The sequence below is a fragment of the Paludibacterium paludis genome, assembly GCF_018802605.1.
Taxonomy (GTDB): Bacteria; Pseudomonadota; Gammaproteobacteria; order Burkholderiales; family Chromobacteriaceae; genus Paludibacterium; species Paludibacterium paludis.
The window spans coordinates 2,688,992-2,705,033 of record NZ_CP069161.1; the positions used below are offsets into that span (position 1 = coordinate 2,688,992).

At 59.7% G+C, this 16,042-nt stretch carries 9 protein-coding genes, 2 tRNA genes and 3 rRNA genes; 1 reads left to right on the forward strand and 13 read right to left on the reverse strand.

What is annotated here, in order from left to right:
• Positions 1–18: 18 nt before the first annotated feature.
• From JNO50_RS12240 to JNO50_RS12250, 3 genes are all read right to left on the reverse strand, one after another.
• Positions 19–1,545, reverse strand: a complete 1,527-nt coding sequence (locus JNO50_RS12240) for an ABC transporter ATP-binding protein (RefSeq protein ID WP_189534009.1) — start codon at positions 1,543–1,545, stop codon at positions 19–21.
• Between the two features lie 133 nt (positions 1,546–1,678).
• The gene (locus JNO50_RS12245) at positions 1,679–2,677 is read right to left on the reverse strand and encodes a BMP family lipoprotein (RefSeq protein WP_189534006.1); all 999 of its coding nucleotides are present in this window, start codon (positions 2,675–2,677) and stop codon (positions 1,679–1,681) included.
• 179 nt (positions 2,678–2,856) lie between these two features.
• Positions 2,857–3,003, reverse strand: coding sequence for a hypothetical protein (locus JNO50_RS12250; protein ID WP_189534004.1), 147 nt, complete (start codon positions 3,001–3,003; stop codon positions 2,857–2,859).
• A 291-nt stretch (positions 3,004–3,294) separates the two neighbouring features.
• Here JNO50_RS12250 and JNO50_RS12255 point away from each other — a divergent pair, with 291 nt between their 5' ends.
• The gene (locus JNO50_RS12255; RefSeq protein WP_189534002.1) at positions 3,295–4,137 is read left to right on the forward strand and encodes a 23S rRNA (adenine(2030)-N(6))-methyltransferase RlmJ; all 843 of its coding nucleotides are present in this window, start codon (positions 3,295–3,297) and stop codon (positions 4,135–4,137) included.
• On the opposite strand, the gene JNO50_RS12260 is transcribed toward JNO50_RS12255, so the two are convergent.
• The 10 genes from JNO50_RS12260 to JNO50_RS12305 form a co-directional block, all read right to left on the reverse strand.
• On the reverse strand, positions 4,087–5,082 hold the full coding sequence (locus JNO50_RS12260; protein WP_189534001.1) for a hypothetical protein: 996 nt from the start codon (positions 5,080–5,082) through the stop codon (positions 4,087–4,089). The genes JNO50_RS12255 and JNO50_RS12260 overlap by 51 nt on opposite strands.
• A gap of 228 nt (positions 5,083–5,310) precedes the next feature.
• Positions 5,311–6,777, reverse strand: a complete 1,467-nt coding sequence (cysN, locus tag JNO50_RS12265; protein WP_189533998.1) for a sulfate adenylyltransferase subunit CysN — start codon at positions 6,775–6,777, stop codon at positions 5,311–5,313.
• A 26-nt stretch (positions 6,778–6,803) separates the two neighbouring features.
• Positions 6,804–7,718 (reverse strand): sulfate adenylyltransferase subunit CysD, encoded by a 915-nt coding sequence (gene cysD / locus JNO50_RS12270; protein WP_189533996.1) that lies wholly within the window; start codon positions 7,716–7,718, stop codon positions 6,804–6,806.
• Between the two features lie 169 nt (positions 7,719–7,887).
• The gene (locus JNO50_RS12275; protein ID WP_189533994.1) at positions 7,888–8,232 is read right to left on the reverse strand and encodes a hypothetical protein; all 345 of its coding nucleotides are present in this window, start codon (positions 8,230–8,232) and stop codon (positions 7,888–7,890) included.
• Positions 8,233–8,322: 90 nt separating this feature from the next.
• Positions 8,323–8,437 (reverse strand): 5S ribosomal RNA (rrf, locus tag JNO50_RS12280).
• Between the two features lie 108 nt (positions 8,438–8,545).
• A 23S ribosomal RNA gene (locus tag JNO50_RS12285) occupies positions 8,546–11,439 on the reverse strand.
• Between the two features lie 228 nt (positions 11,440–11,667).
• Positions 11,668–11,743: transfer RNA gene (locus JNO50_RS12290), tRNA-Ala, on the reverse strand.
• A gap of 11 nt (positions 11,744–11,754) precedes the next feature.
• Positions 11,755–11,831 (reverse strand) — tRNA-Ile (locus JNO50_RS12295).
• 65 nt (positions 11,832–11,896) lie between these two features.
• Positions 11,897–13,434: ribosomal RNA gene (locus tag JNO50_RS12300) — 16S ribosomal RNA — on the reverse strand.
• Together the 16S, 23S and 5S rRNA genes with 2 tRNA genes alongside form the textbook arrangement of a ribosomal RNA operon.
• Positions 13,435–13,706: 272 nt before the next feature.
• Positions 13,707–16,010: a Tex family protein gene (locus JNO50_RS12305; protein WP_189536262.1), complete on the reverse strand. Its 2,304-nt coding sequence runs from the start codon at positions 16,008–16,010 to the stop codon at positions 13,707–13,709.
• Positions 16,011–16,042: the final 32 nt, after the last annotated feature.

The window sequence follows — 16,042 nt, forward strand, 5'->3', positions numbered from 1 at the left end:
TAGAAGGTTGTCCGAATTTCAATGTGCGCCTCCACCCATCAACAGCCCCAGCGAGCTCGTGGTGGCTTCCTCGCCGGCCACTTCGCCGGAAATCGCTCCACCCGTCATCACGAGGATACGGTCGGACAGCGCGAGGATTTCCTCGAGCTCCACCGACACCAACAGTATTGCCTTGCCCTCGTCTCGCAACTGGATCAGGCGCTTGTGAATGAATTCGATCGCGCCGATGTCGACGCCGCGCGTCGGCTGGCCGATCAGCAACAGGTCGGGATTGGCGTCGATTTCGCGCGCCAGCACCACTTTTTGCTGATTACCGCCTGACAGGAGCCCGACGCGCAACAGCGCATCGGTCGGACGGATGTCGAATTCGGAAATGAACGCGCGGGTGCGCTCGATCAGCGCCTTGCGGGAAAACAGCGGGCCCTTGCAAAAGGACGGGCCGTCGTCGTATCCGAGAATCGCGTTCTCGTACATCGGGAAAGCCTTGACGAGGCCTTCGCGCGACCGGTCTTCGGGCACGTGCGCGATGCCAAGCTTGCGGAACTCCGCGGCGCGCGGACGGCGATAGCGGCGACGGTTCAGATCCTCGCCCTTGTAGACGATGGAACCGGATGTGGGCACTTTCATGCCAGCCAGCACTTCGAGCAGTTCGGACTGGCCATTGCCCGACACCCCGGCCACGCCGACGATCTCGCCGGCCCGCACCGAAAAGGACAGATCCTTGAGCAGTTTCACGCCGCGTTCGTCGACGAGGCCAAGCGCCTTCACGTCAAGCACGGTATCCCCCGCGCGCGCCGGGGCCTTGTCGACCTTGAGGATGACCTTGCGGCCGACCATCATGTCGGCGAGGATCTCCCGGCTGACGTCGCGGGTCTGCACATTGCCGACCACACGGCCCGCCCGCATCACGGTCACGGCGTCGGTGATGTCCATCACCTCGCGCAGCTTGTGGGTGATGAGGATCACGGTCTTGCCCTGATCGCGCAGGGCGTTCAGGATACAGAAAAGGTGGTCGGCCTCCTTGGGCGTCAGCACGGCGGTCGGTTCGTCCAGAATCAGAACGTCGGCCCCGCGGTAAAGCGCCTTGAGGATTTCCACACGCTGCTGCAGGCCGACTCCGAGTTCGCCGACCACGGCGTCCGGATCGACCTCCAGCGAATAGTCTTTGTTGAGCGTCTTCAGATGCTCGCGCGCAGCGGCCATGCCGCCGGCCAGCTTGAGGCCTCCCTCGGCCCCCAGCACGATGTTTTCCAGCACGGTAAAGTTGTCGACCAGCATGAAATGCTGGTGAACCATGCCGATACCGAGCCTGATGGCTTCCTGGCTATTGCGGATGCGCGCCTCGCGCCCGTTCACCTTGATGCACCCTTCATCGGCCTGGTAATAGCCGTACAGGATGCTCATCAGCGTGGACTTGCCGGCGCCGTTTTCGCCGATGATGCCATGGATCGATCCCTTGGCGATGTTCATCGACACGTCTTCATTCGCCTTGACGGCGCCGAAGCTCTTGCTGATGCCGATCAACTCAATGGCAATGTCGGTCATACTTGTTGGTTCCCCGGTTCTGGGATGACACTAACATCAACCCTGTTCCATACACTCAAACGGACACGCGGGCCAGGGGGCCCGCGTGTCCGCCTGTCAGGGTCTGTCAGTTCAGAGGTTTCCGGACTGAGTCTTACTGCACCGGGCAGCTGTTGTTTGCGCGGTAGTCGACGACCTTGATCTTGCCGTTGATGATGTCTTTCTTGGCCGCGTTGATCTTGGCTTCCATATCGGCCGAGATCAGCTTGCGGTTGTACTGGTCAAGCGCCCAGTCCACACCGTTCTCCTTCAGGCCCATGACCTTCAGACCCGGCTGCCACTTGCCGTTCTTGGCATCGCGGAAGGTCTCGAAAACAGCGTTGTCGACGCGTTTGACCATGGAGGTCAGCACCGAACCGGGCTGGATGTGGTTCTGGTTACTGTCCACGCCGATGGAGTACTTGCCGGCCGCCTTGGCCGCTTGCAGCACGCCAAGGCCGGTACCGCCGGCGGCGGCGAAGACCACGTCCACGCCCTTGTCGAACTGGCTCTTGGCCAGTTCGGTGCCGCGGGCCGGATCATTGAACGCCTGCGGAGTGGTGCCGGTCATGTTGGTCACGACGGTGGCTTTCTTGTTGGTGTATTTCGCACCCTGGATGTAGCCACAGTTGAAGGCGCGGATCAGCGGAACGTCCATGCCGCCGATGAAGCCGAGCTTGCCGCTCTTGGACGCCATGGCGCCAGCCATGCCGACCAAGAAGGAGCCTTCCTGTTCCTTGAACAGGATGGACTGCACGTTGGCGCCCTTGGCAACCGAGTCGATGATGACGAACTTGACGCTCGGGAATTCCTTGGCGACGGTTTCAACGGCCTGGGTGAAGGAGAAACCGACGGCGATCACGATATCGGCGTTCTTGCGGGCCATGTTGCGCAGAAGCTGTTCTTTTTGCGCGTCGGAGGAAATGGTGCCGTCGCGGTAGTTCAGCTTGAACTCTTTCTTGAAGCGCTCGGCGCCGTTGTAGGCCGCTTCATTGAAGCTCTTGTCGAACTTGCCGGCCTGGTCGTAGACCACGGCGGGGGCGAAGTCCTTGGCCATGGCGGAAGAGGCCAGGACAGCAGCTGCAACAGCTAGGCTGACGCGTTTCAGTTCCATTTTCATCTCTATCAACTCGTATCGTTTTGGTGGTGGAAATACCCTGCAGGGCCGAGCGTTGTCCAGGCCCGCGCAGCGCATCATCGGAGAGACATCCGGAATCGCCCGCTTGCGCGGACGGGCCGGTCGGCCAACGTGACGGACACACGCCGCCCCTCCCCGTGACAACTCATCACCGGTCAAGGCAGCGTCATCATCTGTTCACACTTGCGCGGCAAAATTCCAACGGCAGGGCCATGGAATACAGCAACTCCACCGTATGAAAGCGCGCAAAATTGTAATAATGTGCGTAACGGCTGTAAACCTTTTCCGGTTTTATCCGCCATGCCTGTCTCTCTTGCGCCGCACTTTGGTGGCACAATTCCGATAACAGATCCGGCGAAGTCTGCATTGTCTTCTCTTGAAGATACCTTGGCAAGCTCACTCCCCCACCGGCCGGAACAAACCCCTACGACCTTTGACGCCGGTCATCCCGAATCGATTTTTTCACCGGCCGCTGTGGGGAAAAAACCACCGGCGGCTTCATCGTCACATCCGGTCCAAGCCGTTTTTTTCCCGCATTGGCGCACAAGGCCGCGATCCGGTAGAATTCGCGGCGAATTGTCAGGAACCCCCTCATGCTCAGTTACCGTCACGCTTTCCACGCCGGCAACCATGCCGACGTGCTCAAGCATTTTGTCCAGATCGAAATCATCCGGCACATGGCGCAAAAGCCCACCCCGTTCTGGTACATCGATACCCATGCCGGCGCCGGTCTTTACGCACTGGACACCGGATATGCCGCACAGAATGCGGAGTACCGTGATGGCATCGGCCGACTGTGGGACCGGGACGTGCCTGACGCCCTCGCCCCCTACCTGGAGACGGTGAGGGCATTGAACCCCGATGGCCAATTGCGCCACTATCCCGGCTCGCCGTGGTGCGCCCACCTGGCCCTGCCGCCAGAAAGCCGGCTGCGACTGTTCGAATTGCATCCCAGCGATTTCACGCTGCTCGACGACAATTGCCGGACACTGGGACGGCGCGCCAGAGTGGCGCAGGAAGATGGTTTTCACGGCATAAAGGCGTTGCTACCGCCGCCGACACGGCGGGCACTGATCCTGATCGACCCGCCGTACGAAGACAAGCGCGATTACCTGCGCGTCCCCCTGGCGGTCGCGGAAGGCCTCAAGCGCTTCGCAACCGGGGTCTACGCGATCTGGTATCCGCTACTGCAGCGCGCGGAAATGCAGGCACTGCCCGGTGCGCTGAAGGCACTGCCGGCCAATAGCTGGCTTGACGTGACCCTGACGGTCAAAACCCCTTCGAACGACGGATTCGGCATGCACGGCAGCGGCATGTTCATCCTCAATCCGCCCTGGACCCTGAAGAACACGCTCGCCGAAGTCATGCCGTTCCTTGCCGAAACGTTAGCCGGGGATTCCGGCGCCGGCTTCACCCTCGACGCGCGAGAAAGCTGAGGCGCCAAGCCGGCCGACCGCCTCGAGCCAGCCGTCGGCGACATCGCCAAACCGGTCACGCAAAACATCGGGGGTCGCGATCTCGACATCGTGGCGGGCACTCAACGTTTCCGCCAGCCGATGGACAAAACGCTCGAACGCCAGCGCCTTGACGGCCTGACCGGCGCTCGTTCCCGCCAAAGCGGGGTCATGCTCGCGCAACAACCCGGCCAACCGGGCATCCGCATCGAACTGCGTGAAGGCCCCGCCCCGCTCGCCCGCCGAAACCCGGAACCGCTCCGGCAAAGCCCGCATACGGCGCTCGATTTCCCGATTCATGTCATCACGGCATGCGCGGAGGTCCGACATACCGCACCCGCTTCGCCGCCCGGAGCGCAAAACAGGCTCGACCCGCTCCAGCGCCTCCGCCGCCGCCCGGCGGCAGGCCTCGGCCATCACCGCCGCCACGACGGCCGGATACGCACCGGGCGCCGTGCGCCCGGTTTTCGCCAAGGCAGCCTCCAGCGCTTCCACATACCGAGCCACCAGCGCATCGTCCAGCGAGTGGCGCAAACGGCGGTAGTGCGCGAGAAACGCCTCCTTAAGCCGCGGATCGAACTCCATGCCGAGCGTAAGCGACGCGCGATCCACTCCGCGAACCCGCCCCAGAGTGGACAACACCACATCGCGGCAAATGGCGTGGGCAAGATGGCCAAGCCCACCCTCCCGCGACACGGCAAAAGCGGCCGGATCGCGACGGATCGCCTCGCGCAGTTTTCGCAGATCGGTCAGATCAAACCTCGGCACGAACAAAGAAGGAGCCAGCGCATCGACATCGGAGCGGCTAGCGCTCCGCCCTGCCTTTTGCCGGACAACCTGGCCGACAAAGCCGACCAGTCCATCCAGCCGCCCCTTTGCCGCGACATCCAGCCAATAAGCCAGCGCCGTGCGCTCAAAGTCGGACATGGCATCCCGCCCTGATGACAGAGGGATGCCGGGCGAGACAGAAGTGAGTGCACAGGCAACCCCGACGGAGCATTCCGAATCCCGCTTGAGGAAAAACGAAGAAAATGGCGCGCATGGCGCTTCGCGCGTGGGCAGCATGACCGGCTCCAGAGGAAAGTGAACAAGGGACGGATCACCCGCCCCGGAAAGCCTCAGACCTTAACCGAACAAAGCCGGCCGAACTTGCAATTAACGCTTATCCGGCGCATCGCCGCCGCTCAAAAGATCGCGAACATCCCGCGCCTCCCAATGCGGAAAATACTTGCGCACGAGCGCGTTGAGCTCCACTTCGAACGCCCGGAACCTGGCTAGCTCATCCCCCGGACCGCCCGGTGACTCCACCGTGTCCTCTGCTGCATGATCGATCATGCCCGCGCCGAGGGTGGCGTTGCTCAGCCGGTCGATCACGATGAAACTGCCGGTCGCGCGGCAGAGGGCATACGGATCGAACACGACAGGCGCGGACAGCGAAACACGGACACGCGCGATTTCGTTCAGGCAAAGCGAATCGGCCGGCACCGCACCGAAACGATGAATATCGACACGCTCGACAATGCGCTCGAGCGTCCCCGGGACGGTTTTTCCGGCGAAACGGAACAACATCGGCTGCCCCGCCACCACCGGCAGGTCGCTCATCCAGACCAAATGCGCATCGAGCCTCGAGGCCACGGCGGGTGCCGCCTCCCCGGCACGCACCAGCACATCCCCGCGGGAGACATCGATCTCGTCTTCCAGAGTCACCGTCACGGCCTGACCCCGCACCGCCACGTCAAGCTCCCCGTCAGCGGTCACGATGGCCTTGACGCGACTGGCGCGGCCTGACGGCAAAGCCACGATGGCATCACCGGGACGCACACCTCCGGAAGCCAGCGTCCCGCAGAACCCGCGAAATGCCGCATTGGGCCGGTTGACATACTGAACCGGGAAGCGGAAGGCGGACAGGCGCACATCCCGGTCAACGCGGACGACCTGCAGCCACTCCATCAATGTGGGACCGTCATACCAGGGCATGGCATCGCCGCGCGACACCACCTGATCGCCGCGTAGCGCCGACATCGGAATATACCGGACATCCGGAATGCCCAGTTGCCCGGAGATTTCGGCGTACTCCGCGCAAATAGCCTGATAAACAGCCTCATCGTAATTAACAAGGTCCATCTTGTTCACCGCCACCACTACATGCCGGATACCCAGCAGGCTGACGATGTAGCTGTGGCGCCGGGTCTGGGTCTGCACGCCGCGGCGGGCATCCACCAGAATGATCGCCAGATCCGATGTCGACGCGCCCGTGGCCATATTGCGTGTGTATTGCTCGTGCCCGGGGCAATCGGCGATGATGAATTTGCGCCGGTCCGTGGAAAAATAGCGGTACGCGACATCGATGGTGATTCCCTGTTCACGCTCGGCCTGCAAGCCGTCAACCAGAAGAGCAAGGTCGATATCGTCGTCGGTGGTATTGTATTTGCGCGAATCGCGCTCAATGGCAGCCAGCTGATCCTCGAAAATCAGCTTCGAATCGTGCAGCAGGCGGCCGATCAGCGTCGATTTGCCGTCATCGACGCTCCCACAGGTAATGAAGCGCAGCATATCCTTGCGCTCGTGCTCGGCCAGGTAGGCATGGATATCGCGATCGATCAGATCAGATTGATGGGACATGACAGACTCCTATGAGGCTGGCGTATTCAGAAATAACCTTCGATCTTCTTCTTTTCCATGGAGCCGCTCTGATCATGATCGATCAGCCGCCCCTGGCGCTCGGATGTGCGCGTCAGCAGCATTTCCCGGATGATGTCCGGGAGCGTGGCGGCTTTCGACTCCACCGCTCCGGTCAGGGGGTAGCACCCCAGCGTGCGGAAACGAACCCAGCGGGTTTGCGGCTCCTCGCCGGGCTTCAGGGGCAGTCGTTCATCGTCGACCATGATGAGCATGCCATCGCGTTCCACCACCGGGCGCGGCGCCGCGAAATACAGCGGCACGATGTCGATGTTCTCCAGATAGATGTACTGCCAGATATCCAGCTCGGTCCAGTTCGAGAGCGGAAAAACCCGGATGCTTTCGCCGGGCGCCACCCTGCTGTTATAAAGATTCCACAACTCCGGCCTCTGATTCTTCGGATCCCAGCGGTGATGCCGGTCGCGGAACGAGTACACCCGCTCTTTGGCTCGGGACTTCTCCTCATCGCGGCGGGCGCCGCCGAAGGCGGCATCGAAACGGTAGTGATTGAGCGCCTGCTTGAGCGCTTCGGTTTTCATGATGTCGGTGTGACGGGCGCTGCCATGAGTGAAGGGATTGATGCCGGCGGCCACCCCCTCCGAATTGACATGGACACGCAGGTCGAGCCCGTGCTTTTCCGCGGTACGGTCGCGAAAAGCGATCATTTCACGGAATTTCCACGTGGTATCGACATGCAAGAGGGGAAAGGGAAGCTTCCCCGGAAAAAACGCCTTCATCGCCAGATGCAGCATGACCGCCGAATCTTTCCCGATGGAGTACAGCATCACCGGATGATCGAACTCGGCCGCCACCTCGCGGATGATATGAATGGATTCTGCCTCGAGCGCCCTCAGATGGGTCAGCCGATCGCGGTCTGGAGTCATTGTCGTGCCCGTCCTGTCTGGCTTGCGGATCGGTGCGTCCACAAGTGCGTCCAAGCACTTTAACCAAGCAACAAACTACAGGCAAAACCGTTTCGATATATCAATATTCAATATCGAATGAGCCAACTCGTCTATCGCGGGAATAAGCACCTCCAAGAATCGAAGGCACTCAGGACGACGGCTTGTCGGCGGGATCCGATTGCAGCGCCAGCCAGAAACGGAACTGGCAATCGCTCTCGAAGCGCTTACGCATCGGAGACACGCCGTCCCCTTCCCCGGTCTCCAGCACGCGGCAAAGCAGCAAACAGGACAGGCAGGCGCCCTCTTGCGGCGCATCGTCCCGCTCGACGTCATACTGAATCGTGACACCGTCGGCGAAACGGCACAGCGTGCGCCGGGAAACAAAACATCCCGCATCGTCGCAGCCGGTCTCCTCGGCGCACTCGCGCGACAGCAGTGTCGCCCGGCTGGGCATGCCGTGAATGGCTCGAATGTAAACCGCCAGCGGCGTCATGAACAACTCATCGAATGAAATTCGCGGGCAAGCCACCGGCCGCCAGAAAGGCAAAAGCCCTGACCGTAGGGTCAGGGCTTGGAGGGGGGAGTCTGGCGGTGTCCTACTTTCACACGGCGAATACCGCACTATCATCGGCGCTAAGGCGTTTCACGGTCCTGTTCGGGATGGGAAGGCGTGGGACCACCTCGCTATGGCCGCCAGACATAAACTGTCAACAAATCAAGAAGCCGCCCGCGCGTCGCGGGAGTATGTATCGGGTCGATGACGCATCGCGTCGCCAGCCTGGGCTCACCCAAGCTGTTCAAATGATAGGATCAAGCCTCACGAGCCATTAGTATCGGTTAGCTTAACGCCTCACAGCGCTTCCACACCCGACCTATCAACGTCCTGGTCTCGAACGACTCTTCAGGGAGGTCAAGCCTCCAGGGAAGTCTCATCTTCAGGCGAGTTTCCCGCTTAGATGCTTTCAGCGGTTATCTCTTCCAAACTTAGCTACCCGGCAATGCCACTGGCGTGACAACCGGTACACCAGAGGTTCGTCCACTCCGGTCCTCTCGTACTAGGAGCAGCCCCCGTCAAACTTCCAACGCCCACTGCAGATAGGGACCAAACTGTCTCACGACGTTTTGAACCCAGCTCACGTACCACTTTAAATGGCGAACAGCCATACCCTTGGGACCGGCTACAGCCCCAGGATGTGATGAGCCGACATCGAGGTGCCAAACTCCGCCGTCGATGTGAACTCTTGGGCGGAATCAGCCTGTTATCCCCGGAGTACCTTTTATCCGTTGAGCGATGGCCCTTCCATTCAGAACCACCGGATCACTATGTCCTGCTTTCGCACCTGCTCGACTTGTCGGTCTCGCAGTCAAGCCACCTTTTGCCATTGCACTATCAGCACGATTTCCGACCGTACCTAGGTGACCTTCGAACTCCTCCGTTACACTTTGGGAGGAGACCGCCCCAGTCAAACTGCCTACCATGCACTGTCCCCAATCCGGATCACGGACCAAGGTTAGAACCTCAAACACACCAGGGTGGTATTTCAAGGGCGGCTCCATGCGAACTGGCGTCCACACTTCCCAGCCTCCCACCTATCCTACACAAGTCTGTTCAAAGTCCAATGCAAAGCTACAGTAAAGGTTCACGGGGTCTTTCCGTCTAGCAGCGGGGAGATTGCATCTTCACAAACATTTCAACTTCGCTGAGTCTCAGGAGGAGACAGTGTGGCCATCGTTACGCCATTCGTGCGGGTCGGAACTTACCCGACAAGGAATTTCGCTACCTTAGGACCGTTATAGTTACGGCCGCCGTTTACCGGGGCTTCGATCAAGAGCTTGCACCCCATCACTTAACCTTCCGGCACCGGGCAGGCGTCACACCGTATACGTCCACTTTCGTGTTGGCACAGTGCTGTGTTTTTGATAAACAGTCGCAGCCACCGATTCTCTGCGACCCCTTCGACCTTCGAGCGCGAGGCTCTACAATCTACCGGGGCATACCTTCTCCCGAAGTTACGGTATCAATTTGCCGAGTTCCTTCTCCTGAGTTCTCTCAAGCGCCTTGGAATTTTCATCCTGCCCACCTGTGTCGGTTTGCGGTACGGTTTTTGCAAGGCTGAAGCTTAGTGGCTTTTCCTGGAAGCGGGGTATCAGTCACTTCAGGTCCGTAGACCCTCGTTATCACCTCTCGACGTTAACAGCGCGGCGGATTTGCCTGCCACGCCCGTCTACCAGCTTGAACGACCTATTCCAACAGGCCGCTGACCTAACCTTCTCCGTCCCCACATCGCACCTTGCAAAAGTACGGGAATATTGACCCGTTTCCCATCGACTACGCATTTCTGCCTCGCCTTAGGGGCCGACTCACCCTACGCCGATGAACGTTGCGTAGGAAACCTTGGGCTTTCGGCGAGCGGGCTTTTCACCCGCTTTATCGCTACTCATGTCAGCATTCGCACTTCTGATATCTCCAGCATCCCTCTCAGGACACCTTCACAGACCTACAGAACGCTCCCCTACCACGTGACCTAAGTCACATCCGCAGCTTCGGTTATAAGCTTGAGCCCCGTTACATCTTCCGCGCAGGACGACTCGACCAGTGAGCTATTACGCTTTCTTTAAATGATGGCTGCTTCTAAGCCAACATCCTGGCTGTCTGTGCCTTCCCACCTCGTTTACCACTTAGCTTATCATTTGGGACCTTAGCTGGCGGTCTGGGTTGTTTCCCTCTTGACGATGGACGTTAGCACCCACCGTCTGTCTCCCATGCTCGCACTTTCCGGTATTCAGAGTTTGCCATGGTTTGGTAAGTCGCAATGACCCCCTAGCCATAACAGTGCTTTACCCCCGGAAGTGATACATGAGGCACTACCTAAATAGTTTTCGGGGAGAACCAGCTATCTCCGAGTTTGTTTAGCCTTTCACCCCTATCCACAGCTCATCCCCTAGTTTTGCAACACTAGTGGGTTCGGACCTCCAGTGCGTGTTACCGCACCTTCATCCTGGCCATGGATAGATCACTCGGTTTCGGGTCTACGCCCAGCAACTCAGTCGCCCTGTTCGGACTCGGTTTCCCTACGCCTCCCCTATTCGGTTAAGCTCGCTACTGAACGTAAGTCGCTGACCCATTATACAAAAGGTACGCAGTCACCCCATTTTTCAAGGGCTCCCACTGTTTGTATGCATCCGGTTTCAGGTTCTATTTCACTCCCCTCCCGGGGTTCTTTTCGCCTTTCCCTCACGGTACTGGTTCACTATCGGTCGATCACGAGTATTTAGCCTTGGAGGATGGTCCCCCCATCTTCAGACAGGATTTCGCGTGTCCCGCCCTACTTCTCGTACGCCTAGTCTCATCGCCACGTTTTCGTGTACGGGGCTATCACCCACTATGGCCGCCCTTTCCAGAGCCTTCCACTAACGCCGCGACTATCTCGTACAGGCTATTCCGCTTTCGCTCGCCACTACTGGCGGAATCTCGGTTGATTTCTTTTCCTGCGGGTACTTAGATGTTTCAGTTCTCCGCGTTCGCTTCGCCTTCCCTATATATTCAGGAAGGGATGACCCCTAAGGGCCGGGTTTCCCCATTCGGACATCGTGGGATCAATGTTCCATTGCCAACTCCCCCACGCTTTTCGCAGGCTTGCACGTCCTTCATCGCCTGTGATCGCCAAGGCATCCACCAGATGCACTTAATCGCTTGACCCTATCATCTGAACAGCCTAAACCACCCAGACTCCAGTTTCGCGACACGTCACGATCCCCTTCAAGACCGTCACGTCGATACAATCATCTACCCAAGTCGCACCCACCCGGATTCCTCCGGATCGGTGAACTTTACATATCAGCTTCTCAATTTGTTAAAGATCAACGCGTTGGCTACAACGCAAATCAAAAACGACGGATCCCTTCCCATCCTCTTTGATTTGCACTGTGGTGGAGGCAGACGGGATCGAACCGACGACCCCCTGCTTGCAAAGCAGGTGCTCTCCCAACTGAGCTATGCCCCCCTTCAGAGTCCTGGTGGGTCTGGTTGGACTCGAACCAACGACCCCCGCCTTATCAAGACGGTGCTCTAACCGGCTGAGCTACAAACCCAGTCTCTACTTGCCAACTTCCGAATAACCGATAGGTTGTGAGCGCTTGACGTCGCCATTCTCTAGAAAGGAGGTGATCCAGCCGCAGGTTCCCCTACGGCTACCTTGTTACGACTTCACCCCAGTCATGAAGCATACCGTGGTAAGCGGCCTCCTTGCGGTTAGCCTACCCACTTCTGGTATCCCCCACTCCCATGGTGTGACGGGCGGTGTGTACAAGACCCGGGAACGTATTCACCGCAGCATGCTGATCTGCGATTACTAGCGATTCCGACTTCACGCACTCGAGTTGCAGAGTGCGATCCGGACTACGATCGGCTTTATGAGATTGGCTCCACCTCGCGGCTTCGCGACCCTCTGTACCGACCATTGTATGACGTGTGAAGCCCTGCTCATAAGGGCCATGAGGACTTGACGTCATCCCCACCTTCCTCCGGTTTGTCACCGGCAGTCTCATTAGAGTGCCCAACTTAATGATGGCAACTAATGACAAGGGTTGCGCTCGTTGCGGGACTTAACCCAACATCTCACGACACGAGCTGACGACAGCCATGCAGCACCTGTGTCCAGGCTCCCTTTCGGGCACCGCCGCCTCTCAGCAGCGTTCCTGGCATGTCAAGAGCAGGTAAGGTTCTTCGCGTTGCATCGAATTAATCCACATCATCCACCGCTTGTGCGGGTCCCCGTCAATTCCTTTGAGTTTTAACCTTGCGGCCGTACTCCCCAGGCGGTCAATTTCACGCGTTAGCTACGCTACCAAGGATTCAAACCCCCAACAGCTAATTGACATCGTTTAGGGCGTGGACTACCAGGGTATCTAATCCTGTTTGCTCCCCACGCTTTCGTGCATGAGCGTCAGTATCATCCCAGGGGGCTGCCTTCGCCATCGGTATTCCTCCACATCTCTACGCATTTCACTGCTACACGTGGAATTCTACCCCCCTCTGACGTACTCTAGCTGAACAGTCCTCAATGCCGTTCCCAGGTTAAGCCCGGGGCTTTCACATCAAGCTTGTCCAACCGCCTGCGCACGCTTTACGCCCAGTAATTCCGATTAACGCTTGCACCCTACGTATTACCGCGGCTGCTGGCACGTAGTTAGCCGGTGCTTATTCTTCAGGTACTCTCATCCCCACCCGCTATTCACAGGCAGGATTTGCTCCCCGACAAAAGTCCTTTACAACCCGAAGGCCTTCTTCAGACACGCGGCATGGCTGGATCAGGGTTGCCCCCATTGTCCAAAATTCCCCACTGCTGCCTCCCGTAGGAGTCTGGGCCGTGTCTCAGTCCCAGTGTGGCGGATCATCCTCTCAGACCCGCTACTGATCGTCGCCTTGGTGGGCCTTTACCCCCCCAACTAGCTAATCAGACGTCGGCCGCTCGGATAACGCGAGGCCCGAAGGTCCCCCGCTTTCCTCCTCAGAGCGTATGCGGTATTAGCACAACTTTCGCTGCGTTATCCCCCATTACCCGGCACGTTCCGACGCATTACTCACCCGTTCGCCACTCGCCACCCGGAGCAAGCTCCTGTGCTGCCGTTCGACTTGCATGTGTAAAGCATGCCGCCAGCGTTCAATCTGAGCCAGGATCAAACTCTTCAGTTCAATCGCTAACTTTACTTCTGGCACGCAAGATCAAAGAAACAAAACCAGGTTCATTTCTGTCTTGCCGTGCAAGTGTCGGCTTCGCCAAACACTCACACCTATCGGTTATTCGCATTATTAAAGATCGGCGCCGCGCTCTTCGCTGCAGCAGAGGAAGCGAACTATACCCCCCAAACCCACACCCGTCAACTCCTTTCTCAAAAAAACCCGGCCGCGTTCCCGCGACCGGGTTCCGGACCGGCATTCCGAATTCGCGCCGGATCCGCCGCGCCTTAGCGTCTGAGCTTGGCGAACGCCGCGGCCATCGCCGTCTCCGCAGAGGAAGAACCGGCCTGGCGGCGGCCGGCCTGGCGATCGCCATCGCGAGCTGGACCCTTCGCGCCACGAGAAGAGGCGCCGGGCGCATCGTCAAGCCGCATGGTCAGCGCGATACGCCTGCGCGGCACATCCACTTCGAGCACTTTCACCTTGACGATGTCGCCCGCCTTGACCACCTTGCGCGGATCATCCACGAACTTGGCCGACAGCGCCGAGATATGGACCAGTCCGTCCTGGTGCACACCGATGTCCACAAACGCGCCGAAGTTGGTGACATTGGTCACCACACCTTCGAGCACCATGCCCGGCGTGAGATCCTTGATGTCCTCCACGCCCTCCTGAAAGACCGCGGTCTTGAACTCCGGACGCGGATCGCGCCCCGGCTTGTCCAGCTCCCGGAAAATATCCATCACGGTCGGCACGCCGAATCGCTCGTCCGTATAATCGGCAGCCTTCAGCGTCTTGATGAAGGCCGAGTCGCCGATCAGGGTTTTCACCGGGCGCCCGCTCCGGGACACGATGGACTCGACAACCGGATAAGCTTCCGGATGCACCGCGGAGGCATCCAGCGGATTAGCGCCGTCCATCACACGCAAAAAGCCCGCCGCCTGCTCGAACGTCTTTTCCCCCAGTCGCGGCACCTTGAGCAGCGCGCGCCGGTCAGGGAAGGCGCCGTTCTCGTCGCGCCAGGCGACGATATTGGCCGCCAGCGTGCCGTTCAGGCCGGAAATGCGCGACAGCAACGCCGCCGAGGCGGTATTCACATCCACTCCCACCGCATTCACGCAATCCTCCACCACCGCATCCAGCGCGCGCGACAAGTGCGACTGATTCACGTCATGCTGATACTGCCCCACCCCGATCGACTTCGGATCGATCTTCACCAGCTCGGCCAACGGATCCTGCAGACGCCGGGCGATGGACACCGCGCCGCGCAGACTCACGTCCAGATCGGGGAATTCGCGCGCCGCGAGCTCGGACGCGGAATACACGGAGGCGCCTGCCTCCGAGACCACCGCCTTGGTCAAACCAAGCTCCGGATGCCGCTTCATCAGTTCCTGGGCCAGCTTGTCGGTTTCGCGACTGGCCGTTCCGTTGCCGATGGACACCAAGTCCACCTTGTGACGCGCGCACAGCGCCGCCAGTACGGAGATCGAACGGTCCCAGTCGTTGCGCGGGGCATGAGGATAAATGGTCGCGGTATCGACCAGCTTGCCGGTCGTGTCGACCACGGCCACCTTGACCCCGGTGCGCAAGCCCGGATCGAGCCCCAGCGTCGCCCGCCGACCGGCCGGCGCGGCAAGGAGCAGATCGTTGAGATTGGCGGCGAACACCTTGATCGCCTCCGCATCGGCCATCTCCTTCAGGCGGGAGAACAACTCGAGCTCCAGCGACAGGAAAATTTTCGCGCGCCAGCAAAGACGCACGGTATCGAGCAGCCACTTGTCAGCGGCCCGGCCCTGATCGGCGATACCGAAGCGCGCCGCGATGCGTTTTTCGAACTCGCTGCGCTCAGTGACCGGCGTCTCGTCCGGCTGATATTTCACCGACAGACTCAACACACCCTCGTTGCGCCCGCGCAGCAGGGCGAGAGCACGGTGCGACGGCAACTGCGCGACCGCTTCCCGATGCGTAAAATAATCGGAGAACTTGGCGCCCGTCTCGGCCTTGCCTTCCACCAGGGATGCGACGACCTCCCCTTCCTTCCACAGCGCATCGCGCAACCGCCCAATCAGCTCGGCGTCTTCGGCGAAGCGTTCGATCAGAATGGCCCGCGCGCCGTCCAGCGCCGCCTTGCCATCGGGCACTCCGGCCTCGGCATTCACGAACGCCGCCGCCTCGACCTCAGGATCGCGCGACGGATCGGCCATCAGCCAATCGGCCAATGGCTCGAGCCCCGCTTCGCGGGCGATTTGCGCCTTGGTGCGACGCTTGGGCTTGAAGGGCAGGTAGAGGTCTTCGAGCGAGGTCTTGTTGTCGGCGGCAAACAGCGCGGACTCGAGATCGGGGGTCAATTTGCCCTGCTCGGCTATGGAACGCAGAATGGCGTCGCGGCGTTCGTCGAGCTCCCTCAGATAACGCAAGCGCTCGTCCATCTGGCGCAGCTGGGTGTCGTCAAGCCCGCCGGTCACTTCCTTGCGGTAACGGGCGACGAAAGGGACGGTGGCGCCGCCATCGAACAGCTCGATGGTGGCGCGCACCTGGGATTCACGTACATTCAGTTCAGCCGCAAGGCGGCTGGCAATGCTTGGCAACATCACGGGCATTCCGTATCGGGTCACTGAAACCC